Here is a 24,570-nt window from a genome sequence, read left to right as displayed (position 1 = left end):
GTATTGCCGCCTCCCCCGCCCAACGCCAGGAACGTGTCGCCGGAAAGCGGCGCCTATGCCGGAAATCTGCTCGCCAGCATGCAATTGTTCGCCCACGGCCTGCACGACCGGGCTTCCGACGAAGCCAGCGAACAGCAGGACATGGGGGAGCGCCGGTTGTGGACCCGGATCAGCGGCCGCCACGACAGCGGCCTGCGCATGGCTGAAGGCCGAGTCGACATCGACACCGACGCCGCGGTCCTGCAACTTGGAGCAGACCTGCTGCGCATGCCGGCGGGCCAGGCCGCAGCCATGTACGCTGGGCTGATGGGCGGCTATGGCGACGCGCGCATCCGCTCCACCTCGTCGCTGAGACTGCCTGGCGCTCTCTCATCGATGCAGGTACGGGCCCGCGGCAAGGTTTCCGGCCATGCTGCCGGCGCATACCTCACCTACTACTCGAACGATGCCACACGCCTGGGAGCCTACGCCGACGTCTGGATGCAATATGGACGCTATTCCAACCAGATCAGCAGCGAGCTCGGCACGGCACGGTATCGCTCGGACCTGTGGTCGGCCTCCCTGGAGTCGGGTTACGCGCTGATGCCCTTCCCTGCCGGCTCGCCGCTGGGCGGGCTGGTGGTGGAGTCGGCCGCGCAACTGGTCTATGACCGTTATCAGGCCCGCGACGCCACGCTGCAAGGCACTCTGATGCAAAACGACAAAGACAAGACCTGGAACAGCCGCGTGGGCGTGCGCCTGTATCCGCGCACCGCGGCCGGCGCGGCAACAGCGGCGTTGCACCCGTTTCTCGAAGCAAACTGGCGGCGCGATGGCGGCAGAGCATCCGTGCGCATGGGAGACAGCACGCTGAATGCGGCATCCGCGCGCAATGCGTTCGAATTGAAGCAGGGCGCGGAGGGCCGGCTCGGCAATGCCTTGCGGCTGTCCGGGCACATCTTTGGCAAGCTCGGCAGCGGCGATCAGCGCGGCTACGGCGGCACGCTGAGGGCGGACTATCGCTGGTAGCCTCCTGCCCTGCCTGCCTCACCCTGCGCCGATCCAGCCTGGGGCTGAGCGGCGGAGCCGGCCATCAACAAGGTGTAGCGCCGGCTCGAATAGACGGGCGCCAGCGCTGCCCCCGTCTGCTCGCGCAGCCGCCGCACGTCCGATTTCTCCACCGCCAGCAACACTCTGCCGCCGCGCGGCGGCAGCAACGCGGTTACGCCGTCCAGAGACACCCGCCCAGCCGCGCCCCGCGAGTAAAAGCGCGCCGAGAACGGCAGGCTGTCGACGAAATAAAGCGTTTCGCCGGCAGTCATCAGCGCATCGGCCCGGGCAATCAGGGTTTTTTCCGTTTTCAGCCGTTCCGGATTGGCCAGCTGTAAGCCACAGAAGACGATCACCGCAATCGGCCCCAACGCCATGCAGGCCGTCGCAACGCGGGCTGGCGCCGCAGTGCGAGCGCGGCTCAGGCACGCGCCTATCGCCAAGGCCAGCGGCGGCAAGGCCGGCAGCGCGTAGGTCCACAAGATATTGCCCGACAGGGTGAAGAAGAGCGGCGTAGCCGCGCCCCAGGCCAACAGGTAGGTCCAGCGCGGCCGGCGCAGCCATCTCCCTGCCCGCCGCGCCGGCCCGCGCCAGCGGCGCGCAAGCAGCCAGACGCCGAACACGCCCCAGGGCAGCGATGCCACGATGCCGTCCAGCCAGATGGCGCCGTAGCGCCTGCTGTGCGCCGAGCCGTAGAGGTCTCCGCTCCAGCCCGGATCCACGAAGCGCAAGAAATGCTCGCCAACGATGAAGTACTGGATGAAGCCCGGCGTCTTGAGCTCCGCCGCCACGTACCAAGGCAGCACCAGCGCCGCCAACATCACGCTTCCCGCCGCCCATGGCAGGCGCCACAGGCTGGTCCGGACGTTCCGGTGCCACAGCATCCAGGGCACGATGGCGCCCGCCACCAGCACTACGGCCAGTGGTCCTTTGGACAACAGGCCGATCGCCAGCCCCAAAAAGAAGCCGTAGCGCCATCGCCCCGCCGCTGGCCCGCGCGACAGGATGAATGACGCCATGCTCAGCGTGACGCCCAGGGCCAGGAACGGATCGGTCAGCACCGCCCCGGCCGCGACCAGGGGCAGGAACATGGAAGCATAGGCCAGCACGGTCCAGCGGGCCGCCTGCACCGAGTACAGGCGGCGGCCCAGCGCATAAAGAATGGCGAGCGTCGCCGCCGTGGCCAGCAGCGATGGGAATCTGATGCTGAATTCGCTCAGCCCCAGCAGCCGGATCGACAGCGCCTCGGCCCAGAATCCCAGCGGGGGCTTGCCCCAGAACGGCACGCCCGGCGCGAACCAGGGCGTGATCCAGTCGCCCGTTTCCGCCATCAGCCTGGCGATCTCCGCATAGCGCGGCTCGGACGTGTCGGCGAATGGCACCAGGACCATCGCCAAGAGGCGCACGCCCAGTATCGCCGCCAGGGCGGCGGCCATGGTCCGGGCGCTCAGTTGCACGCGGCATCCCCCCCATGGCCGCATGCCGCGCTATCCGCGGGTCCGCTGTGCTGCACGTCGCGCACCAGATAGACCGGCCGCTGCTTGCTTTCCATATAGGTCTTGCCCACGTATTCACCCAACAGGCCGATGGTGATGAGCTGCACGCCGCCCATGAAGGTCATCATCGCCATCAGCGAGGGATAGCCTGCGACGTCATCGCCGAACATCAAGGTCTTGAAGATGATGGCGGCGCCGAACACTGCGCCGCCCAAGGCGGCGACCGCGCCAAGCCCCGTCGCCCAACGCAGGGGCGCGGTGGAAAACGAGGTGATGCCTTCCATGGCCAGGCGGAACAGCGCCAGGTAGCTCCATTTGGTGGTGCCGGCGGCGCGGGGCTCGCGGTCGTAGTCGATGATGCGCGTCGGCATGCCCACCCAGGCGTACAGGCCCTTCATGTAGCGGCAACGTTCGGGCAGCTGCATCAGCGCCGTCACCGCGCGCCGGCTCATCAACCGGAAATCGCCGGTATCGGGCGGGATCGCGGCCTTGCTCAGCCGGCTCAACAAGCGGTAATAGGCGTAGGCGGAAAGCCGCTTCAGCACGCTTTCCCCCGCGCGGCTGCGGCGCCGCATGCTGACGACGTCGGCGCCCTCTTTCCAGGCGCGGACCATGGCGGGGATGGCCTCGGGCGGATCCTGCAGATCCGCGTCCAGCAGGATGACGGCGGCACCGGCCGCATGTTCGATCCCCGCCGTCATCGCGGCCTCCTTGCCGAAGTTCCGGCTCAGCCTGACCAGCTTGATGCCGCGTTCCTCGCGCAGCAGCGTCTGCAGGTATTCGGCGCTGCCGTCGCTGCTGCCGTCATCCACGAACACGATCTCGTAGGACAGCCCCAGCGTATTCAATACCCGCCGCAGGCGCTCGTGGCAGGCGGGCAGCACCTCCCTCTCGTTGAGGAACGGAATGATGACGGACAACTGTATCGGGCTGACCGCGCCCAACACAGCGATATCGATATCGGGTCTGGCATTCATCGGATCGCCTCTCTATCAGGCCTGCTCCCGCGCAAGCGGCGGCTTCGATAGCTCGAGTTCGTCGGCGTCGTCGTTCCTGTGCGCCAGGCGGTAAAGGGCCGGCAGCACCAGCAGCGTGAGGATGGTGGAAGAAATGATGCCGCCGATCACCACGGTGGCCAGCGGGCGCTGGACCTCGGCGCCCGTGCCGGTGGCGATCGCCATCGGCACGAAGCCCAGCGAGGCCACCAGCGCCGTCATCAGCACCGGACGCAGCCGCGTCAGCGCCCCGATGCGCACGGCCTCGGCCACGGACTTGCCCTCTACGCGCAGGCCGCTGATGAACGACAGCATCACCAGGCCGTTCAGCACCGCCACCCCGCACAGCGCGATGAAGCCCACCGCCGCGGTGATGGACAGGGGGATGCCGCGCATCCACAAGGCGATCACGCCGCCCGTCAGCGCGAAGGGGATGCCGGTGAACACCAGCAGCCCGTCCTTGACGTTGCCGAACATCGCGAACAGCAGCGCGAACACCAGCACCAGCGCCGCCGGCACCACGATCTGCAGGCGCTTGGCAGCGGACTGCAGTTGCTCGAAGGTGCCGCCCCAGGAGGTCCAGTAGCCCGCGGGCACCTGCACCTTTTGCCCGATGGCGGCAGTGGCCTCCGACACGAACGAGCCCAGGTCGCGGCCGCGCACGTTGGCGCTGACCACGATGCGGCGCTTGCCGTCCTCGCGCGAGATCTGGTTGGGGCCCGGCGCCAGGTCGAAGGTGGCGACCTCGCTCAGAGGGATGTAGGCGGCCTGCGCCTGCCCGTCCTGTTTGGGCAGGGCTATGGGCAGCTTCTTCAATGCGGACAGGTTCTCGCGCACGGCCTCGGGCAGGCGCACCACGATGTCGAAGCGCCGGTCGCCCTGGAAGAAGGTTCCCGCCTCGCGGCCGCCCACGGCGATGGCCAGGGTGTCCTGGACATCCGCCATGCTCAGCCCGTAGCGCGCGGCCCGGGCGCGGTCGATGTTGACGGTCAACATCGGCAGCCCAGTGGTCTGCTCGACCTTCACTTCCGAGGCGCCCGGTATCGTCTGCAAGACCTCGGCGATCTCCGCCGCCGTACGGTTCAGCACGTCGTTGTCATCGCCGAACACCTTGACCGCTACGTCGCTGCGCACGCCCGAGATCAGCTCATTGAAGCGTAGCTGGATGGGCTGGGAGAACTCGTAGTTGTTGCCGGGAACCTGGTCGGCTTCCTTCTGGATCGCCGCCAACAGCTCGGCGCGGGTCTTCCTGGGGCTGGGCCACTGGTCCATCGGCTTGAGCATGATGTAGCCATCGGAAATGCTGGGCGGCATGGCATCGGACGCGATCTCGGCTGTGCCGGTGCGGGCGAACACGCGCTCGATCTCCGGGAACTTCTGCTTCAACCGGGTCTCCAGCTGCTTCTGCATCTCGACGGACTGCGTCAGGCTGGTGCCGGGGATCCGCAATGCCTGGATCGCCATGTCGCCTTCGTTCAGGTTGGGGATGAACTCGCTGCCCATGCGCGCCGCCAGCACCCCGCTCAACACTACGAAGACGGTTGCTCCCGCCAGGATCAGCGGCGTACGGCGCAGCGCCACGTCGAGCAGGGGCTCGTAGCGGCGCTTGGCCCAGGCCATCAGGCGATTCTCCTTTTCAGAGACGTTGTTCCCCATGAACAGCGCCACGGCGGCGGGCACGAAGGTCACGGACAGGATCATCGCCCCCAGCAGCGCCAGCACCACGGTCAGCGCCATGGGATGGAACATGCGCCCCTCCACCCCGGTCAGGGCGAAGATCGGCAGGTACACGACCATGATGATCAACTGGCCGAACAGCAACGGCCTGCGGGCCTCGCGCGCGGCCGCGAACACCTCGTGGAAGCGTTCGCTGCGCGTGAGCGGCCTGCCATGGTGCGCCCGCGCGTGGCTCAGGCGCCGCACGCAGTTCTCCACGATGACCACTGCGCCGTCGACGATGATGCCGAAGTCCAGCGCGCCCAGGCTCATCAGATTGGCGCTGACCTTGTAGGTCACCATGCCGGTAAAGGTGAACAGCATGGACAGCGGGATGATCATCGCCGTGATCAACGCCGCGCGGATGTTCCCCAGGAACACGAACAGGATGACAATGACCAGCGCCGCGCCTTCCAGCAGGTTCTTCTTGACGGTGGCGATGGCCTTGTCGATCAGGGTGGTGCGGTCGTAGACCGTCACTGCCTGCACGCCAGCCGGCAAGGACTTGTTGATAGCCTCCAGCTTGACGGACACCGCTTGGGACACCGAGCGGCTGTTCTCGCCCAACAGCATGAACACGGTGCCCAGCACCACTTCCTCGCCGTTGCTGGTGGCAGCCCCCGTGCGCAGCTCGCGTCCGATGGACACCTCGGCCACGTCGCGTATCCGGATCGCCTGGCCCTCCACGGATGCCAGCACCACGTCGCGGATGTCGTCCATGGACCGGACCTGCCCGGGCGCCCGGATCAGGTACTGCTCGCCCTTGCGTTCGATGTAGCCTGCGCCGATGTTGGCGTTGTTCCTGTCCAGCGCGGCCATGATGTCGGTCAGCGCCAGTCCGTAGGAGGCCAGCTTCTCGGTGCTGGGCGCCACCTGGTATTCCTTGGCGTAGCCGCCGATGGCATTGATCTCCGTGACGCCTGGAATGTTGCGCAGCTGCGGCTTGATGATCCAGTCCTGGATCTCGCGCAGGTCCGTGGGGGTGTAGGGCGAGCCATCCGGCTTCCTCGCGTCGTCCTGCGCCTCCACCGTCCACAGGTAGATCTCGCCCAGGCCCGAGGATATCGGCCCCATCATGGGCGTCACGCCCTCGGGCAGGTTCTCCTTCGCTTCCTGCAGGCGCTGGTTCACCAGTTGGCGGGCGAAATAGATGTCGGTGCCGTCCTTGAAGATGACCGTCACCTGCGACAGGCCGTAGCGCGACACCGAACGCGTCTGCTGCAGCCCCGGCAGGCCGGCCATCACCGTCTCTATCGGATAGGTGACGCGCTGTTCGGTTTCCAGCGGCGAATACCCCGGCGCGCCGGCATTGATCTGGACCTGGACGTTGGTGATGTCCGGCACCGCATCGATGGCGAGCCGGGAATAGTTGTAGACGCCGATGGCGGCCATGCCCAGGGTGACGAACAGCACCAGCCAGCGCTGCTCGATGGCGAAACGGATCAAACGTTCAAACATGTTCCGCTCCGCCTCAGTGTGCGTGCTCGGCGCCGGCCTTGCCCAGCTCCGACTTGAGGACGAAGGTGTTCTCGACCGCATAACGCGTGCCGGGGGCAAGCCCCGACAGCACCTCGACCCGGTCGTTCGAAGCCTTGCCCAGCTTCACCGGCTGCACCACAAAGCCGCCAGGCACCTCCACGAACACGGCAGGCTCGTTGTCGATGGTCTGGACCGCGTCGGATGCCACCGTCACCGCGGCGTCCGACATCCGCGTGACCACGTCGACGGAAACGAAAAGCCCTGGACGCCAGGCCATGTCCGGATTCTCCAACGTGACGCGCGCGGTGGCCGTACGCGTCTGCTGCCCCAGCAGCGAGCCGATGTACGACACCGTGCCCTCGGCCTTGCCGGCGAAGGCGGCGGAGCTCACGCTGGCCGCTTCGCCTACGCGTACATCCTGCAGATCCTTGGGCGCGATCACGAATTCGGCCCAGACGGTGCGCAGGTCCGACAAGGTGAAGATGCTGGCGTTGTCGGGCAAGGCCTCGCCCAGCGCGATGTGCTTCTCCACCACCACGCCGTCAAAGGGCGCGCGGATCTCCAGGCTGCCCAGGTCCTTGGAGCGCGGCTCGGCGCCCACGGTGCGCAGCTTCTGCTCCGCGTTCTGCACGGCGATTTCCGCCTCCTGCAGCGCGGTGCGCGCCGCCTGGTAGTCCTGTTCGGCGGACACCTTTTCCTGCCACAGGCGCCGTTCGCGCCTGTGGGTCTGGGCGGCCAGGTCGCGCCGCTTGGCCGCCGCCAGCCATTCGCTGCGCAGCTCGGACAGCGCGGAGCTGGACAGGACGGCGAGCAGCTCACCCTTCTTGACCTGCTGGCCCAGGTCCGCCGATACGCTTTGCACCACGCCGGCCATGCGCGGCACCACGTGCGCGGTCCGGTCCGCATTGAACTTGATCTCGCCGGGGAACTGCACCGATGTCGCCAGCGCGGCAGGCGCGGCAACCTCGGACTTGATGCCGGCCACCGCGACCTGCTCGGGCGTGAGCGCGATTTTTTCCTGTTCCTGCGGCGCCTCCGCGCCTTGTTCCGTCTCGGCATGACCGTGGTCGGCTTCGCCCGCCGCCTGCGCCGGATACAGGGGCGCCAACAGCAGCGCCGCGCACAGGCCGGCCGCGGTCCACATCTTGGGGGGTTGCTTGTTCTTGTGCTTTGCCATTTCTTATGCTCGTTTCAACGTCCAAGAATGCGGTCGATATCCGCGGAAGCCTGGTACACGGATGCCAGCACCGTCAGGTAGGCAATGTTTCCGTCGGAGAGGGTGCGCTGCGCGTCCAGCACTTCCAGAAAGCCGAACTTCCCCGCCTCGAAGCCTTTGCGCGCAGCTTCATAGGCCCGGGTGGCGCCAGGCAGGACCGCGCTGCGGTACTCGCGCGCGGAGCCCGCCGCCAGATCGAAACGGGTCACGGCCTGCAGCAGCTCTCCCATCAGGCCGGACTCCAGCTCGCGGTACTGGTCCTGTGCCTTGTAGGCCTGCATGGTGGCGGCGTAGACATTGCCCTGGTTGCGGTCGAAGATCGGCAGCGGAATGGACACGCCGAGCTGGGCCTTGTCGCGGCCCGCTTCGTTGTCGCGGGCCACGCCAGCGCTCAGCGTAATGTCGGGATAGCGCTTGCTCTTCTCGACCTCCAGCTGCGCCTGCCCCAGGTCGACGGCAAGCTTGCCGCCCCGCATCCTGGGCGATGCGGCCAGGCCTGCCCGCAGCTCGTCTATCGACGCCCGTTCCGGCAGTGCGTTCAGATCCGCGCCCACGCTGGCAAAGGCCGGCTCCGGTTCGCCCCAGAGCAAGCCGAGCTTGCGGCGCGCGCCCAGCAGCGCAGCCTCGGCCGCGCGCGCCTCGATGCGCGCATTGGCCAGGGCGACCTGGGCCTTGCTGCCCTCCAGCGGCGGCGCCTTGCCGGCGGCCACGCGCCTCTCCGCCAGCCGCAAGGCGCCGCTGGCGATATCCACGGTGCCGCGCGTCACGCGCACGGACTCCTGCGCCACCGCCACGTCGAAGTAGGCCGCAATGACCGCCGCCCGCAGGCCGGCCCGAGTGTCCGCCACGCCCTGGCGCGCCAGGTCCCTGGACAGCCCCGCCGCCTTGACCCGCGCGGCGCGCTTACCGCCGGTTTCCAGCGGGACGTTCAACATGGCGGTAGTGGTGCGCGTGGCCGATTGCGTGTCGTCCACGCTCACGTCGATGGAAGGGTTGGGCAGCACGCCCGCCTGCTTGAGCAGGCCCTCGCTCGCCGCGGCCTCATTCTTCGCCGCGGAAAATCCGGGATTGCGCTCGAGCGCCGCGGCCAGGGCGCGCTCCAGCGTCAGCACGCCGCCATTCTGGCTCTGCTGCGCCGGCGCAGGCATTCGGGCCGCGGCCGCGTCCTGGGCGGACGCAGAAGCAGACGCGGCAATCATCAGGGCCGCCAGGGTCAGCGGCAGGACGGATACATGCATGGTTCAACCAAGAAAAGGGCGAGCCGGCAATGTATCCAGGCGGGTTCGTCAATCGAGCGACAGAAAAATGACATTTCCGTAAGGTTCGCGGCCTTACGAAAACGTAATCAGGGCGTCGGCGAATTGACGGGCATGGGTCCGTAGAGTGTCACCGTCGCTACACAAACAGCGTGTATGCGCCTGACGCAACACCGCGACCGGCGCCGCGCTCAACCTGGGAGATATCCATGAAGATCAAAACCATTTCCGCTGTCCTCGCCCTGGGTTCCGCCCTGGCCCTTCCCTTTGCCGCCAGCGCATACAGCACCTGGCACCAGACCAACACCGAGATCGGCTACGCCATCGCGCCGGATCACGCCGCCAGCGGCAAGACGCGCGACGAAGTAAAGACCGAACTGGCCGTGGCCAAGTCCGACCCTAAGCAGTGGTTCCTGACCAATCTGAACGCCGCCAAGCCGGGCTGGGCCAAGCAAGGCACCTCCCGCACCCGCGCCGATGCCATGGCGGAGCTGGAAGCCATGACGCCGGCCGAACGCGCCCGCCTGGACGAGATCTACACCCCGGGCTGAGCGCCGGGCCCGTGGCGCACGCGCTCCGCGTGCCCGCCAGCGCTGCACAGGGCGGCTGGGCCGCCCTGTTTGCGTTTATTCCCGCAGAACGATTCCGCCTAGAATAGACGCAGCATCCGAGGACTTCCGCGCACTCTTTTTATTTCCGCTGACATGAAAGTACTCGTAATCGAAGACGAAAAAAAACTCGCCGAGTACTTGCGGCGAGCGCTGACCGAACACAACTACGTGGTCGATGTGGCCCAGGACGGCGTCACCGGACTGCATCTGGTGCGTGAAAGCCAGTACGACCTAGTCCTGCTGGACGTGATGCTGCCCGCCATGGACGGCTTTTCGGTGCTGGCCGAGATCCGCAAGACCAGCCGCGTCCCGGTCCTGATGCTGACCGCGCGCGATAAGCTCGAAGACCGGGTCAAGGGCCTGCGCGACGGCGCCGACGACTACCTGGCCAAGCCTTTCGCCCTGTCGGAACTGCTGGCTCGCGTGCTGGCGCTGGGCCGACGCAGCGGCCACGGCCAGACCGAGACCATTGCCCAGAACGTGCTGCGCATCGACGGGCTGGAACTGGACCTGCTGCGCCGGCGCGCCAGCCGCGACGGGGTGCGGCTGGACCTGACCGCCAAGGAATTCACCCTGCTGGCCCTGCTGATGCGCAAGCAGGGCGAAGTCCTGTCGCGACTGGAACTGGCCGAACAGGTGTGGGACATCAACTTCAACAGCAACACCAACGTGGTTGAAGTCGCGATCCGCCGCCTGCGCGGAAAGGTCGACGAACCCTTCGACAAGAAACTGCTGCACACCGTGCGCGGCATGGGCTACGTGCTCGAACCGCGGAGCGACTGATGCCCGGGCAGCGCCCCAAATCGCTGCACCGCTGGCTGTCGCGCTGGCTGGCGATCCAGACCTTCATTGCGCTCGGCCTGGTATGCGTGGCGGTCTATTACGCGACCAACCTCAACCTGGCCAGCCGCCAGGAAGCGCTGCTGCAGCAGAAGGTCGAAGTCGTACGGCACCTGGTCGAGGAAAACGCCGCCAGCCAGGACTCCACCCGCCTGCGCCACAAGCTCAGCGACTTCTTCTATGGCCGCCCCGACTTCTCGCTGGTGCTGGAGATCGACGGCGAAAAGGTCTATTACGGCAGCCCCATCGCCGGCGACAACGACTTCACGCATGAGCGACGCATCGCCTTCACGCTGCCCTTCCCCGGCGGGCCCGGCGACGCCATGAACGCCGAGCTGGTGCTGGACATCTCCAGCGATATCCTCCTGCGCAAGGCGCTGGCCTGGACCCTGTTCGCCTGCGCCCTGGCCGGCGCCATCGTCGTGGCGGCGGTCGGAACCCTGCTGGTGCGCAGAGGACTGGCGCCACTGGATGCACTGGGCAAGCAGGCCGCGCAACTGTCTCCAGACCGCATCGGCGAACGGCTGGACGAAAGCGGCCAACCCTGCGAGATCCGGCCCCTGGTGCGCCAGTTCAACGCGGTGCTGCAGCGGCTGGAGCGCGCCTACGTGCAGATGGAGGGATTCAACGCCGACGTAGCCCACGAGATGCGCACGCCGCTGGCAACGCTGATCGGCGAGACCGAGCTGGCGCTGAGCACGCGCCCGTCGCCGCAGGCCTTGCGCGAAACATTGGGTTCCAACCTGGAAGAACTGCAGCGCCTCTCCAGCATCGTCAACGACATGCTGTTCCTGTCGCAGGCCGACCGCGGCGCGCAGGCGCGAGGCAGCTGGCAAGCCAGCCTGGCCGCCATCGTCCAGGAGGTGACGCAGTACCACGAGGCCGAGGCTCTGGACGCGGGGGTCGATATCGCGGTGGTAGGCGATGCGTCGGCGCAGGTCGATCGCACCCTGTTTCAGCGCGCCGTGTCGAACCTGGTCTCGAACGCCGTACGCTATGCCGCTCCGGACAGCGTGATCGAGGTCGAGATCAAGCCCGGCAGCGCTGGCGAAATCCTGATCTCGGTGCGCAACGCGGGCGAACCGATACCGGAAGAACATCTGCCGCGGCTTTTCTACCGCTTCTACCGCAGCGACAGCGCGCGCGAGTTCGATGCCAACCATCATGGGCTGGGATTGGCTATCGTCGCCGCGATCGCGCGCATGCACGGCGGCCGCAGCTACGCCAGGTCGGCCAACCGGACCACCACCATAGGCTTCAGCATCGCGGCGGCCGACATTACAGAAACCTAATCCGCCTGCCCGGATTCTGTCGGCGCCCCTTGCCTAGAATTTCTCCACGCCCCTCGAAGCATGGAGAAAATATGAACCGTCTGACCCTGTTGATCCTCGCCGTTTCCGTCGCCGTCGCGGCCCCGGCCGTCCAGGCCGAGCCGATGACCCGTGAACAGGTCAAGCTCGAGTTGGCGCAGGCAAAGAACGCCGGCCTCGTCACCTATGGCGACCTGGATTACCCGCCGTCCCCGCCCGCCGCCGCGTCCAAGACCCGCGCGCAAGTGCGCGCCGATCTGGCGCTGTGGAAGCGCTCGGGCATGGCAGATCTCTACCGCGGGTCGCAGAAACCCGATGTCTTCAGCCTCAAGTACCGCCAGCGCCACGCCGAATATGTGAGGATGCGCACGGGCGCGGAATACCTGCAGCAGCTGGAGATCGAGAACCGCAGGCAATAGGCCCTGCAAACGCGCGGCACAATGCCGCGCGCCCGGAGGTCACATCGGCTTGAGATCGACCTCTTTGGCGATCTTGCCGAAGGTTTCCAAATCGCTCTTTACGCGCGCCGTGGTTTCAGCCGGCGTCGACACGCGCGGGATCATCGCCAGGTCCAGCAGGCGTTGCTTCATTTCCGGCTTGGCGAACTCGCGCGCCAGGGCCTGCTGGATCTTGTCGACAATCTCGTCCGGCGTGCCCTTGGGCGCGGCCAGGCCGAACCAGGCGACCGCGGAGAACCCGGGCAAGCCGGCTTCTGGCGCGGTGGGCACATCGGGCAAGGCCGCCACGCGTTCCGGATTGGTGACGAACAAGGGCCGCACCTTGCCGGCCTTGATGAAGGGCGTTTGTACACCCGTGTTGTCCAGCACGGCATCGATATGGCCGCCCAGCAAATCGTTCATGGCCGGGCTGCTGCCCTTGTAGGGCACGATGTTGACCTGCATGCCGGCGGCACGCGCGAACATGAGCTGGGTCAGGTGCTGCTGGGTGCCCAGGCCGGCATTGCCGAAGGTGATCTTGTTCGGGTTCTTGCGGCCGTAGTCGATGAATTCCTTGAGGTTCTTGGCGGGGAATTCATTGTTCGTGACCACCACGAAAGGCAGGTCGACCAGCACCGTGATCTGCTTGAAGTCTTCCAGCGGCTTGTAGCGCAGCTTGTAGACGTAGGGATTGACGGCCATGGTGCCGCTGGCGGTCAGCGCCAGCGTGTAGCCGTCCGGCTCGGCGCGCGAGACGAACTCGGTACCCAGCACGCCGCCCGCGCCCGGCTTGGCCTCGACGATGGCGGGCTTGCCCAGCTCGGTCTGCAGGGCTTGCGCGGCGAAGCGCGCCAGCATGTCGGCCGACCCGCCCGTTGCGTAGGGCAGGACGATCGTGATCGGCTTGCTGGGATAGGCGTCCGCGGCCATCGCGGGCGCGGCGATCCCGGCCGCCAGACAGGCAGCGGCCAGAGTTTTCAGATGCTTGACCATCAATGATTTCCCCTCGTGGTGTATCGACTGCGCTTGCACCGGGGGAAGATTAAGCGGTCCCGCGTTATATGGCTAATCAACAATTAAAATAGATCTCTATCACCAATGTTGATAATCACCTGAGACTGCGATGCTGACCTCGATGGACTTGAACCTGCTACGCATCTTTGATGCGGTCATGACCGAACGCAACGTCACGCGTGCGGCCTCTGCGCTGCACATGACGCAGCCCGCAGTCAGCAATGCCATCAACCGGCTGCGCCTGACTTTGAAGGACCCGCTGTTCGTGAAGATACAGGGCGGCGTGCTGCCCACGCAGCGCGCCGAACTCCTGTGGCCCCCGATCCGCGACGCGCTGGCCCGCATCGCCGACACACTGGAACGCAACGATTTCGATCCGGCGCGCTCCGAGGCCGTGTTCCGCATGGCCATGTCCGACTACGTGGCGGATCAGGTCATCCGGCCGCTGTTCGTGGAGCAGCAGACGGTGGCGCCCAATGTCCGCATCCATCTGCATCCCTACTCGCTGGACAACGCCGGCGTGTTGCTGGAAAAAGGCGAAGTCGACATGGCGGCGGGCGTGTATTCGAACTTCGGTTCGTCCCTGCGCACCCTGCCGCTGGAAACGCTGACCTACGTCTGCGCCATGCGCAAAGGGCATCCGCTGCTGGCGCAGCCGCGCTTCACGCTGGACAGCTTCCTGCGCGCGCGGCACCTGATGGTCAGCCTGCTGGGCACGCCGACCCTGATCGACCATGAACTCGCGCCCCACGGCTACAAGCGCAATGTGGTGCTCACCATCAACCAGTTCGCGCTGGCGCCGCGCTTGCTGGCCGAAACCGACCTGATCTGCGTGGTGCCCCTGAACACCGTGCGCAACAGTCCCTACAGCCATCTACTGGAAGCCGTCGAGGCGCCCTTTCCCTTCGCGCAGCGAACCGTCAACCTGATCTGGCACGAACGCTCGGACAACATTCCGGCGCATCGCTGGCTGCGCGAGGAAATCCTGAAGGTTTGCCAGGCGCAGGGGATGGTGTTCGACCAGGCGCAGCCGGCGGAGTCCCATCCGTACTGATAAATCATTCACGCCAGTGATAATCACTGATACCAATCTTTGATTGGACCGAATGATGGTGCATCAATAGCATTCTGGTCATCCCACTCCCGGCGCCTTGTGCGCCAGCATCCTGGAGACCAGCGTGACCCAGACAGCATCCGCCCCGGGCGCCCGCCGTTTTCGCGTCGGCTTCGACGTAGGCGGCACGTTCACCGATTTCACCCTACTTGCCGAGCACTCCGGTGAACTGCACTATTTCAAGGTGCCCTCCACGCCGCACGATCCGGCCGAGGCCATCCAGACGGGCCTGGCCCATCTGATCCGCGAACACGAGATCGCCGGCTCCGAACTCGCGCACGTGGGCCACGGCACCACGGTGGCCACCAACATGGTCATCGAGCGCAGGGGTTCGCGCTGCGCGCTGGTCACCACGCGCGGCTTTCGCGACGTGCTGGAGATCGGCCGGCAGACACGCCCCCATCTCTACGACTACAACGTCACCAAGCCGCAGCCGCTGGCGCCGCGCGAGTGGCGCTTCGAAGTGACTGAACGCGTCGGCGCGGATGGTTCGGTGCTGCAGGCGCTGGACGAAGACGAGGTGGTGGCAGTGGCGCGCGAGCTGGCCGCAGCCCGCGTCGAATCGGTCGCCATCTGCTTCATGCACAGCTACCGCAACGATGCGCACGAACGCCGCACCCGCGACATCCTGGCCGAGCACCTGCCGGGCGTCTACCTGAGCGTTTCCAGCGAAATTCTGCCGGAGTTCCGCGAGTACGAGCGCATGTCCACCACTGCGCTCAACGCCTATGTCGGCCCGCGCATGGCCGGCTACATGCGCAGCCTGGTCAGTTCGGTACGCGCCATGGGCGTGGCGGCCGAGCCGACCACGGTGCATTCCAACGGCGGCCTGATGTCCGTGGAATCGGTGCTGACGGCGCCGGTGCGCACCTGCGTGTCGGGCCCGGCCGCTGGCGTGATCGGCGCCACCGAACTCGGCCGCGTGGCGGGCCTGCCCAACCTGATCACCTTCGACGTGGGCGGCACCAGCACCGACGTGTCGCTGGTGGCCGAGCTGCGGCCGCTGTTCACCTCCAGCCGCCTGGTGGCCGACTATCCGGTCAAGACCCAGATGGTGGACGTGCACGTCATCGGCGCGGGCGGAGGCAGCATCGCGCGCATCGACGACGCGGGCGCGCTGAAGGTCGGCCCGCAGAGCGCGGGCGCGGTCCCTGGTCCCATCGCCTACAACCGCGGCGGCCAGGTCGTGACCATCACCGACGCCCACGTCGTGCTGGGCCGACTGAACCCGGTCGCGCTGTTGGAAGGCCGCATGGCCGTGCATGCGCGCCAGGCGCGCGAGGCGCTGGAGGCGCAGATCGCCCGCCCGCTGGGGCTGAGCGTGGAGGAAGCCGCCTACGGCATTCTGCGCATCGCCAACTCCAACATGGCGCGTGCGGTGCGCGCGGTCTCCACCGAACGGGGTCACGACATCCGCAAGTTTGCCCTCTGCGCCTTTGGCGGCGCGGGCGGCCTGCATGCCGCCGAACTGGCACGCGATTGCGGCATCGGCACCCTGCTGATCCCGCAAGAACCCGGCACCATGTGCGCGCGCGGCATCCTGCTGTCCGACATTTCCATGGACTTCGTGCAGACGCTGATGGCGCACGCCACCGCGAACGGCTGGACCGCCGTGCGGCAGGCGCTGGAAGCCCTGGCCGGCAAGGCGCGCGCCTGGCTGTCCAGCGAAGGCGTGGGCGACTCGGAGCAGCGCCTGTCCGCCGTGATCGACGCACGCTACCAGGGCCAGAACTTCGAGATCGCCGTGCCGCTGGACGGCATGCAACTGATGCCGCTGGATGCGTTCGTGGCGGCATTCAGCGCGGCGCACGTGCGCGAGTATGGCTATGACGCCGCCGGCCGTCCGGTGGAGATCGTCAATTGCCGCGTGCGCGCCACCGGCCTAGTGCCGCGCGCGCCCCTGGCCCGCGTGCAAGGCGGCGAAAGCGTGGCCGGCGCCTTGAAGGAACGCCGCAACGTGTACTTCGAAGGGGAGGGCTGGGTGGACACGCCCATCCTGCGCCGCGCCCTGCTGCCGGTGGGCGTGCCCCTGGACGGGCCGGCCGTGATCGAGGAAATGAGCTCGACCACCGTCGTGCTGCCGGGCCAGCAGGCGCGCGCCGACGAATACGGCAACCTCGTCGTCAACCTCAACAGCTAAGGCGTACGCCATGACCAATCGATCGACTTCCGCCGCCGGCACGGACACCTTCGACCCCATCGAAATGGAGGTCTTCAGCAACCGCCTGCTGTCCATCACCGAGGAAATGGGCAATACGCTGATCCGCTCGTCCTTTTCCACCAACATCAAGGAGCGCAAGGACTGCTCCGTGGCGCTATTCGACGCCGCCGGCCGCCTGGTGGCGCAGGCGGCCCACGTGCCGGTGCATCTGGGATCGCTGTCCGGCGGCATAGACGCCGTGCTGCGGCGCTACGGCGCGGCCGGCGTGCGCCCGGGCGATGCGTTCCTGTGCAACGACGCCTATCTGGCGGGCGGTACGCATGCGCCCGACATCACCGTCATTACCCCCATCTTCCACGAGGGCGTGCTGCGCTTCTTCGCGGCCAACATCGGCCACCACACCGACGTCGGCGGCGCCGTTCCCGGCTCGACCTCGCACCACCTGAAGACGGTGTGGGAGGAAGGCATCCGCCTGCCGGCCATGCGCATCGTGCGCGAGGGCGAGCTGGACATGGACCTGCTGGAGATGATCGCGCACAACACGCGCGAACCGGACAACCGGATGCACGATATCCGCGCCCAGATCGCCACCAACGACAAGGGCGCCAGGCTGATGCTGGAACTGGTGCAGCAGTCCGGTCTGGAGATCCTGCTGTCCGCCATCGACAGCATCATGCTGTATACCGAGAGACGCCTGCGCAACCGCATCGCGCAACTGCCGGCTGGCACCTATACCTTCACCGAGCGCATGGACGACGACGGCATGGGCGGCGATCCCGTCACCATCCAGGCCAACGTCGAGGCGCGCGACGGCCAGCTCCATGTCGATTTCACCGGAACCAGCAAGCAGGCGCGCGGCGCCTTCAACCTGCCCGCCAGCGCCCTGAACGCCAGCGTCTACTTCGCGGTGAAGGCCATGCTCGATCCCGAGCTCATGCCCAACAACGGCCTGTTCCAGCCCATCACCATCACCGCCCCCGAGGGCACCATTACCAACCCGCGCTTTCCGGCGGCGGTGGGCGCGCGCGTCACCACCGCGCAGCGCGTGGCCGGCACGGTGATCGGCGCACTGGGCCAGCAGTTGCCGCCAGACCGCGCCATGGCCTCGTGCAACGACGTCATGCCTTCCATGCTGTTCTCCGTGCCCATGCAGGACGGCAAGGGCACCTTCGTCTACCTGGAAACACTGGGCGGCGGCGCGGGTGGACGCGCGCAGGGCGACGGCATGGACGGCATCCAGGTACACGTGACCAATACCTCCAACCTGCCCGCCGAGGCGCTGGAGATCGAGTACCCGCTGCTGGTCGAGGAGTACGCGCTGGTCAACGACAGCGGCGGCGCGGGCCGCCATCGCGGCGGCATGGGCATCGCGCGCCAGATCCGTTCGCTGCATGACCAGCTGGTCTGCACCATCCGCTGCGACGCCGCGCTGTTCGGCGCGGCCGGCCTGAACGGCGGCCTGCCGGGAGGCACCTCGCGCGTGATCCAGAACCCCGGCCGCGCCGACGAGCAGCGCCTGCCCAACAAGATCGCCGGCCACGGCTTGGCCAGCGGCCAGTCCGTGCGCCTGGAAACGCCCGGCGGCGGCGGCTACGGCGCGCCCGCTGACCGTAGCGCGGCCGCCATCCGCAACGACGTGCTGGGCGGCAAGGTCAGCCGGACCGCGGCCGAACGCGACTATGGCGCGGAACGCCTGGCGCTGGCGCTGCAAGGAGACGCGGCATGAGCGCGCCGGCCCCGGCCTCCCGCAGCGGCGGCGAACTGCTGGTCGCGCAGCTGCAGGCCTATGGCGTGGAGCGCGTGTTCATGGTGCCGGGCGAGAGCTTCCTGCCTTGCATCGACGCGCTCTATGCCCGGCGCGACGCGATCGAAGCGGTGGTCTGCCGCCAGGAAGGCGGCGCCGCCTACATGGCCGAAGCGCATGGCAAGCTGACCGGCCAGCCGGGCATCTGCTTCGTCTCGCGCGGCCCGGGCGCCACCAATGCGGCGATCGGCGTGCACACGGCAAGGGAAGACTCCACGCCCATGATCCTGTTCATCGGCCAGGTCGGCGGCGACACCGCCGACCGCCAGTGCTTCCAGGAGGTGGACTACCGCGCCATGTACGCGCCGCTGGCGAAATGGGTCGCGCAGATCGAGCGGGCCGACCGCATTCCCGAATACCTGGCGCGCGCCTGGGCGATCGCCACGGGCGGACGCCCAGGACCGGTGGTCCTCTCCCTACCCGAAGACATGCTGTCCGGCGTCGCCGACGTGGCCCTGGCCGCCGCGCCACAGCCGCCCTGCGCCCGTCCGGCCGACGCCGACATGCTGCGCCTGCGTGAATTGCTGGAAGCGGCAGAGCGGCCCTTGCTGCTGCTGGGCGGCTCGCGCTGGCCGCAAGCCGCGCGCGAGGCCATGCGCGACTTCGCCCTGCGCTTCGACCTGCCAGTAGCCACCGCCTGGCGCCGCCTGGAGCTGTTCGACAACGACCATCCCAATTTCGTCGGCCAGGTCAGCGCCAGCATGCCCGCGCACCAGAAGCGCGCCGTCATGGACAGCGACCTCGTCATCGCGCTGGGCACCCGCCTGTGCGAGCCGACAACCATCAACTATGAGTGGCTGGCTTCGCCCACGCCGCGCCAGACGTTGATCCATATCCACCCGGACGCCAACGAGATCGGGCGGCTGTGCACGCCGGCGCTGGGCATGGTCGCCAGTGTGGACGGTTTCGCCCGGGCCGCCGCGGGACTGGAGCCGACGCCGGGCTGGCAGCCGCGCCGCCGCGGCGCTGTAGCGGCCGCCACGGCGCCTGCGCTGCCGCCCACGCCCGGCCCGCTGGACCTGAACGCGGCGGCGCGCCACGTCGCGGCCACGCTGCCGCGGCATTCCTGCGTCACAGTGGGCGCGGGCAACTACGCGCTCTACGCGCACCGGCACATCGCCTTCAAGGGACCGGGCAGCCAACTTGCACCCGCCGTCGGCGCGATGGGCTACGGCCTGCCTGCGGCCATCGCGGCCAAGCTGCGCGACCGCAACGCAGCCGTGGTCTGCTTCGCCGGCGACGGCTGTTTCCAGATGACCATGCAGGAGCTGGCCACCGCGGCCCAGTATCGGTTGGGCATTGTGGTGCTGGTCTTCAACAACGGCCTGTTCGGTACCATCCGCCTGCATCAGGAACGCGCCTATCCCGGACGCGCCCTGGCAACGGAACTGGTCAACCCCGATTTCGCGCGGCTGGCGCAAAGTTATGGCGGTTACGGCGCCGCGGTCGAGCGCACGGAGGATTTCGCGCCGGCCTATGACGCCGCGCTGGCATATGCCCGGGAGCATCGCATGCCGGCCATCGTGGAGCTGCGCTACGACGCAGACATCATCCTGCCAGACCGCACTCTGTCCCAGCTGCGCCGCGCGGAGACCGCCGCATGAAACCGCTGCTGCGCCGCGTCTCGCTACCTGCCTCGGCGCCGTTGCGCCTGACCTGGAACGGCTTGGCGCTGCAAGCCCATGAGGGCGACACCGTGCTGACGGCGTTGCTGCTTGCCGCGCAGCAATTGCGCGTCACCTTGGGCGAAGGCGCGCCGCGCGCCGGCTTCTGCCTGATGGGCGCCTGCCAGGATTGCTGGGTGCAGACGGCGGACGGAGCGCGCCTGCGCGCCTGCTCCACCGCGGTCGCAGACGGCATGGAACTGGTCAGCGCCCAGCCCGGAGAACTCGCATGCAAGTGAACCCTCCCGGCGCCGATGGCGCGCCGCGCATGGTGGTGGTGGGCGCCGGTCCTGCGGGCGTGCGCGCCGCGCAGACGCTGCTGCGCCACGGCGTGCGCCCGGTGATCGTGGACGAAGCCGCCTTGCCTGGCGGCCAGATCTATCGCCAAGGCGCGGCCCCTCGCGGCTCCGCGCGCCAGCGCTATGGCTTCGAATGGAAGCGCGCGCAAGCCATCCACGCGGCGGGCGCGGACCTAGCTGTCCGGGCAGACTACCGCGCCGCCACCGCGGTGTGGAATGCCGCCCCGGGCAGCCTGGACCTGGTCCGCCACGGCGAACTGGAAACCCTGCCCTACTCACGGCTGCTGCTTGCCACCGGCGCCACCGACCGCGTCCTGCCCTTCCCGGGCTGGACACTGCCCGGCGTCTATACGCTGGGCGGCGCGCAGATCGCGCTGAAGAGCCAGGGCTGTACGTTTGGGCCACGCATCGTGTTCGCCGGCACCGGCCCCCTGCTCTACCTGGTCGCCTACCAATATGCGCGCGCCGGCGCCCAGGTGCAGGCGGTGCTGGACTGCGCGCCGCCAGGCAGCCAGGTCCGCGCCGCGCCGGCACTGCTGAGCCAGCCCGGCATGCTGGCCAAAGGCATGTACTACCTGGGCTGGCTGCGCGCACACGGCGTGCCGGTGCACCATGGCGCAAGGCTGGATGCGGCCGAGGGCGCAGGCCGCGTCGAGCGCGCGCTCGCGACCCTGGGCGGCAAGCAGCGCGCCATCGCTTGCGACGCGCTGGCTGTCGGCCACGGACTGCGCGCGGAAACGCAGCTTGCCGATCTGCTGGACTGCGCCTTCGACTTCGACACGGCGCAGCGCGCCTGGCTGCCGCGCCGCGATCCCGAAGGCCGCAGCACGGCGGCCGGCGTCTATCTGGCCGGCGATGGCGCCGGCATAGGCGGCGCCGTCCTGGCCGAGCTTGCGGGCGAACGCGCCGCGCTGGCCATGCTGGCAGACAGCGGCATCGCCGTCAGCGCCGGCAGAGTGCAGTGGCTGGCCCGCCGGCAGGCGCGCTGGGCGCGCTTCCGGCGCGGCCTGGACCGGGCCTTTCCCCTGCCCGGCGCGGATGCTGCCTGCGACGACTCCGTCATGGTCTGCCGCTGCGAGGAAGTGCGCGCCGGCACGTTGCGCGCTGCGGCCGCGCAATACGCCATCGACGATCTCAACCGCTTGAAGGCGCTGACGCGCATCGGCATGGGCCTGTGCCAGGGACGCATGTGCCAGTCGGGCGCGGCCGAACTGCTGGCCGACTGCCGTGGACTGGCCTTGGCGGACATAGGCCGCTTGCGCGGCCAGGCGCCGGTCAAGCCGCTGAACCTGTCCATGCTCGGCAAGGTGGAACCATGAACCCGCTGCACACGGAAGTCGCCATCATCGGCGCCGGCCTGGTGGGCGCCAGCGCCGCCCTGGCGCTGCGCCGCATGGGCATCGCCACCGCGCTGATCGACAGCGGCGCAAGCGGCGCGCGCGCCAGCGGCGTCAACTTCGGCGGCGTGCGCCGGCAGGGACGTTCGATCGAACAGCTGTATCTGGCACAGCGCGCGCACGGCATCTGGTCGCGCTTGCCGGAACTCATCGGCACCGATGCGGAATACGTGCGCAGCGGCCACCTGAAGCTGGCGCGCTCCGAGGCCGACCTGGACAAGCTTTGTGCCTACCGCGACAAAGTCCGCGACTTCGACCTGGGCCTGGAGATCATCGACGCCGCCGAGCTGCGCCGCCGCTTTCCCGCGCTGGGTCCGGGCATGGCCGGCGGCTCGCTCTGTCCGGAAGACGGCCAGGCCAATCCGCGCCTGGTCGCCCCCGCCTTCGCCCATGCCGCCGCGCGCGCCGGCGCCAGCTTGCTCGAACACTGCGCCATCACGCAGGCGGACACCCAGGGTAGCGGCTTCCTGCTGACTGCCGCCGACGGCCGGCACATACGCGCCGACACCGTCATCAATGCGGCGGGCGCCTGGGGCGCGGCGGTAGCCCGTTGGTTCGGCGACGATCTGCCCCTGCAGGTCAAGTATCCGACCATGCTGGTCACCGAACCGCTCACACCCCAGATCGGCGTGTCGCTGGGCGTGGAAGGCGGCGGCTTCTATGCCCGCCAGGTCGCGCGCGGCAATGTGGTCATGGGCGGCGGCTACGGCAGCGCGCCGCCGGGAGACCGCAGCCGGCCTGGTCGCGCCGCGCTCGCCGAACTCGGCCGTGCCGCTCCATCGGTCTTGCCCGCGCTGGCCTGCGCCAGCGTGATCCGCTGCTGGTCAGGCATCGAAGGCTATTTCAGCGATAAGAACCCGGTCATCGGCTTCAGCTCCAGGGTGCCGCGGCTGCTGCATGCTTTCGGCTTCTCGGGCGGGGGCTTTCAGATCGCGCCCGCGGTGGGCGAAGTCATCGCCGAAATGGCAATGGGGTACGGCAGTTTGATGATGGCGGAGAAGTTCTCGGCCAGCCGCTGGGAGGCAGCGCAGGCGTGATCGCCACCGCCGCGCAGGCGGGAGGCGTTGCTGAAGACGCCCGACTGCGGTCCAGCACCATACAGGCTGAAACCTGCCTGGGCGTGATCCAGCTCAGCGGCTTTGCCGACAACTACGGGCGTCACCGACGCGGTCGACGATGAGATTCCTGCCGGCACGCAGTGCTATGCCCGGGTCTTCAAGACTGGCCAGGCCAACGCCACGCCGGCGACCTACGCCGAACTGACGGGCAAGCCCAAGCCCCTCTGAAGCCGCCGACGGGCGGGAACAGCGATTGCTGCTGGATGCTGGCTTCCCACTCAAATGGCGCCCTGCGCCCCTATCTGGAGGTTTCCATGAAAATCCGCTATCTGACCGCCACGGTCCTCGCCTCGCTGACATGGGCTGCGGCCCCTGCAGCGCAGGCGCAGACGGCGCCCGCCGCGCGCCCCTCGGCCGCGGAAGCGAAATTGGACAGCGCCGACCGCGACTTCCTGGAGAACGCAGCCCAGGCCGGCAATCTCGAAGTCGCCGGCAGCAAGCTCGCCCTGGAGAAAGCCCGCGACCCCGACGTGAAGGCATTTGCCCAGAAAATGATCGATGACCACGGCAAGGCCGGCCAACAGCTGGCCACGCTCGCGCAAGGCAAGGGCTACCAGGCGCCGACCGAGCCATCGCTGGTCCAGCAGGCCAAACTGAAGGCGCTGGGCTTGCGCGACGACAGCTTCGACAAGGCCTATGTGGACGAGATCGGCGTATCCGCGCACCAGGACGCGGTGAAGCTCTTCGAGAAAGCCTCGAACGATGTGAAGGATCCCGACGTCAAGCAATTCGCAATCGAGACCCTGCCGGTGCTACAGCAGCACCTGGAAATGGCGACAAGCATGCAGCAACGCATGGATGCCGCCAAGAAGTAGGAGCCATTCCCCGGGTTTTCGATACCCGCGTAGGAACAGATGCGCATACCTGCGGGCGCATCTGCAACCAGTACGCTTGCTGCGGAACATGCATATGGATCGCGAGGAACTATTGGCACAAATGATCGCCACGCCAGCGGTCGACCGGGACTTCCATGAATGGCCGGAAGTATTGGCCAACTATGCCGAATGCCTGATCGCGCTGCAGCCCATGCTGCGGCCGGAGGAACTGGAAAGGCTGATACGGGTCGGCGCGGATTTTTACCGCACGCTGGCGCGCGCCGAACAGTATCGGCACACGTCAGTCTGGGACGACCCGCAGCCGTAACGCTCAACCATAGGCGCCGTATGAGCGCCTGTGGTACGCCTGCCTGACGTAGCGCTGGAGTTCCGCCTCAACTGAAGAGACGGCGGCGGCAGGTTCCGCCTGCGGGTCCAGCAAGCGCCGCGCAGCTTCGAGCGTGCGCCGCGCCCTCTGTTCACCTTCACTCAAGATCTCGGCGGGTGCCGCCGTCGTATCGCGGTCGAACTTGTCCATGACGCTGCTCCTGAAGGCGGACGGAATGCCGCCACATCGCCATCAGCAAACCACGTGCCCGCATGCGTGCGGCACGGCAATTGCTGCGTTGCGGCTTTCCTCTGGATCGGCGCCCCACTGTCCTGCAGCGTAAGCAACGCCCAGCATCTTGAGTTCGTGCTGCCGACGCTTCAACCGGTCCTGCGGCTCGACCGGGCAGTCGAGGTCGACCTCCATCATGCCCTGGCCGCGCCCGCCCGACAGGGCGGCGACGAGCAAGGC

23 protein-coding genes are annotated in these 24,570 nt (G+C 67.7%); 15 read left to right on the top strand and 8 right to left on the bottom strand.

All coding sequences use genetic code 11. From position 1 onward, the window contains the following. A partial coding sequence (locus tag NGK62_RS28250; RefSeq protein WP_251881432.1) for an autotransporter outer membrane beta-barrel domain-containing protein occupies positions 1-1,008 on the top strand: 1,008 nt, incomplete at its 5' end. Here the strand turns inward: NGK62_RS28250 and NGK62_RS28245 are convergent. Genes NGK62_RS28245 through NGK62_RS28225 form a run of 5 tightly spaced genes read right to left on the bottom strand, consistent with a single transcriptional unit; the run spans position 996 to position 9,169 of the window. Next, positions 996-2,486: an ArnT family glycosyltransferase gene (locus tag NGK62_RS28245; RefSeq protein ID WP_251881431.1), complete on the bottom strand. Its 1,491-nt coding sequence runs from the start codon at positions 2,484-2,486 to the stop codon at positions 996-998. The genes NGK62_RS28250 and NGK62_RS28245 overlap by 13 nt on opposite strands. Next, positions 2,477-3,502: a glycosyltransferase family 2 protein gene (locus tag NGK62_RS28240; protein WP_251881430.1), complete on the bottom strand. Its 1,026-nt coding sequence runs from the start codon at positions 3,500-3,502 to the stop codon at positions 2,477-2,479. Before NGK62_RS28240 ends, NGK62_RS28245 begins: the two co-directional genes overlap by 10 nt. A 15-nt stretch (positions 3,503-3,517) precedes the next feature. Next, on the bottom strand, positions 3,518-6,694 hold the full coding sequence (locus NGK62_RS28235; protein ID WP_251881429.1) for a CusA/CzcA family heavy metal efflux RND transporter: 3,177 nt from the start codon (positions 6,692-6,694) through the stop codon (positions 3,518-3,520). Between the two features lie 13 nt (positions 6,695-6,707). Continuing rightward, a complete protein-coding gene (locus tag NGK62_RS28230) occupies positions 6,708-7,892 on the bottom strand; it encodes an efflux RND transporter periplasmic adaptor subunit (RefSeq protein ID WP_251881427.1) in 1,185 nt (394 codons plus the stop codon). 14 nt (positions 7,893-7,906) lie between these two features. Beyond that, a complete protein-coding gene (locus NGK62_RS28225) occupies positions 7,907-9,169 on the bottom strand; it encodes a TolC family protein (RefSeq protein ID WP_251881425.1) in 1,263 nt (420 codons plus the stop codon). Between the two features lie 227 nt (positions 9,170-9,396). Between NGK62_RS28225 and NGK62_RS28220 the strand changes: the two genes are divergently transcribed. The 4 genes from NGK62_RS28220 to NGK62_RS28205 all read left to right on the top strand — a co-directional run bounded on the left by NGK62_RS28220 (position 9,397) and on the right by NGK62_RS28205 (position 12,367). After that, a complete protein-coding gene (locus NGK62_RS28220; RefSeq protein ID WP_251881423.1) occupies positions 9,397-9,738 on the top strand; it encodes a DUF4148 domain-containing protein in 342 nt (113 codons plus the stop codon). Between the two features lie 153 nt (positions 9,739-9,891). Beyond that, positions 9,892-10,581: a heavy metal response regulator transcription factor gene (locus NGK62_RS28215; protein ID WP_054453490.1), complete on the top strand. Its 690-nt coding sequence runs from the start codon at positions 9,892-9,894 to the stop codon at positions 10,579-10,581. Further along, positions 10,581-11,930 carry a heavy metal sensor histidine kinase gene (locus tag NGK62_RS28210; RefSeq protein ID WP_059371857.1) on the top strand — a complete coding sequence of 450 codons (1,350 nt, stop codon included), beginning with the start codon at positions 10,581-10,583 and terminating at the stop codon, positions 11,928-11,930. The genes NGK62_RS28215 and NGK62_RS28210 overlap by 1 nt, the downstream gene beginning before the upstream one ends. A gap of 71 nt (positions 11,931-12,001) precedes the next feature. After that, on the top strand, positions 12,002-12,367 hold the full coding sequence (locus NGK62_RS28205) for a DUF4148 domain-containing protein (protein WP_251881422.1): 366 nt from the start codon (positions 12,002-12,004) through the stop codon (positions 12,365-12,367). A gap of 39 nt (positions 12,368-12,406) precedes the next feature. On the opposite strand, the gene NGK62_RS28200 is transcribed toward NGK62_RS28205, so the two are convergent. Next, positions 12,407-13,378 (bottom strand): Bug family tripartite tricarboxylate transporter substrate binding protein, encoded by a 972-nt coding sequence (locus NGK62_RS28200; RefSeq protein ID WP_054453494.1) that lies wholly within the window; start codon positions 13,376-13,378, stop codon positions 12,407-12,409. Between the two features lie 130 nt (positions 13,379-13,508). Between NGK62_RS28200 and NGK62_RS28195 the strand changes: the two genes are divergently transcribed. From NGK62_RS28195 to NGK62_RS28150, 10 genes are all read left to right on the top strand, one after another. Continuing rightward, positions 13,509-14,453, top strand: coding sequence for a LysR family transcriptional regulator (locus tag NGK62_RS28195; RefSeq protein WP_251881419.1), 945 nt, complete (start codon positions 13,509-13,511; stop codon positions 14,451-14,453). A gap of 124 nt (positions 14,454-14,577) precedes the next feature. Continuing rightward, positions 14,578-16,653 carry a hydantoinase/oxoprolinase family protein gene (locus NGK62_RS28190; protein WP_251881418.1) on the top strand — a complete coding sequence of 692 codons (2,076 nt, stop codon included), beginning with the start codon at positions 14,578-14,580 and terminating at the stop codon, positions 16,651-16,653. A gap of 10 nt (positions 16,654-16,663) precedes the next feature. Further along, a complete protein-coding gene (locus NGK62_RS28185; RefSeq protein ID WP_251881416.1) occupies positions 16,664-18,400 on the top strand; it encodes a hydantoinase B/oxoprolinase family protein in 1,737 nt (578 codons plus the stop codon). Further along, positions 18,397-20,082, top strand: a complete 1,686-nt coding sequence (locus NGK62_RS28180; RefSeq protein WP_251881414.1) for a thiamine pyrophosphate-dependent enzyme — start codon at positions 18,397-18,399, stop codon at positions 20,080-20,082. Before NGK62_RS28185 ends, NGK62_RS28180 begins: the two co-directional genes overlap by 4 nt. Further along, positions 20,079-20,381 (top strand): (2Fe-2S)-binding protein, encoded by a 303-nt coding sequence (locus NGK62_RS28175; protein ID WP_059371851.1) that lies wholly within the window; start codon positions 20,079-20,081, stop codon positions 20,379-20,381. Before NGK62_RS28180 ends, NGK62_RS28175 begins: the two co-directional genes overlap by 4 nt. Then, positions 20,372-21,760 (top strand): FAD/NAD(P)-dependent oxidoreductase, encoded by a 1,389-nt coding sequence (locus NGK62_RS28170; protein WP_251881413.1) that lies wholly within the window; start codon positions 20,372-20,374, stop codon positions 21,758-21,760. The genes NGK62_RS28175 and NGK62_RS28170 overlap by 10 nt, the downstream gene beginning before the upstream one ends. Next, positions 21,757-22,875, top strand: coding sequence for an NAD(P)/FAD-dependent oxidoreductase (locus NGK62_RS28165; RefSeq protein ID WP_251881411.1), 1,119 nt, complete (start codon positions 21,757-21,759; stop codon positions 22,873-22,875). Before NGK62_RS28170 ends, NGK62_RS28165 begins: the two co-directional genes overlap by 4 nt. A 102-nt stretch (positions 22,876-22,977) precedes the next feature. Next, positions 22,978-23,124 carry a hypothetical protein gene (locus tag NGK62_RS28160; protein ID WP_251881409.1) on the top strand — a complete coding sequence of 49 codons (147 nt, stop codon included), beginning with the start codon at positions 22,978-22,980 and terminating at the stop codon, positions 23,122-23,124. 86 nt (positions 23,125-23,210) lie between these two features. After that, positions 23,211-23,771, top strand: coding sequence for a DUF4142 domain-containing protein (locus tag NGK62_RS28155; protein ID WP_251881407.1), 561 nt, complete (start codon positions 23,211-23,213; stop codon positions 23,769-23,771). A gap of 94 nt (positions 23,772-23,865) precedes the next feature. Continuing rightward, positions 23,866-24,099, top strand: coding sequence for a hypothetical protein (locus tag NGK62_RS28150; protein WP_059371848.1), 234 nt, complete (start codon positions 23,866-23,868; stop codon positions 24,097-24,099). A 3-nt stretch (positions 24,100-24,102) separates the two neighbouring features. On the opposite strand, the gene NGK62_RS28145 is transcribed toward NGK62_RS28150, so the two are convergent. Together NGK62_RS28145 and NGK62_RS28140 are read right to left on the bottom strand one after the other, a co-directional pair. Beyond that, entirely contained in the window at positions 24,103-24,309 is a 207-nt protein-coding gene (locus tag NGK62_RS28145) for a hypothetical protein (protein ID WP_059371847.1), read from the bottom strand. Between the two features lie 42 nt (positions 24,310-24,351). Then, positions 24,352-24,567, bottom strand: a complete 216-nt coding sequence (locus NGK62_RS28140; protein WP_251881400.1) for a hypothetical protein — start codon at positions 24,565-24,567, stop codon at positions 24,352-24,354. Between the last annotated feature and the right edge of the window lie 3 nt (positions 24,568-24,570).

This window comes from Achromobacter sp. Marseille-Q4954, from assembly GCF_943737025.1.
Classification (GTDB): Bacteria; Pseudomonadota; Gammaproteobacteria; order Burkholderiales; family Burkholderiaceae_B; genus Achromobacter; species Achromobacter bronchisepticus_A.
This window is presented reverse-complemented; position numbering and strand designations above follow the sequence as displayed.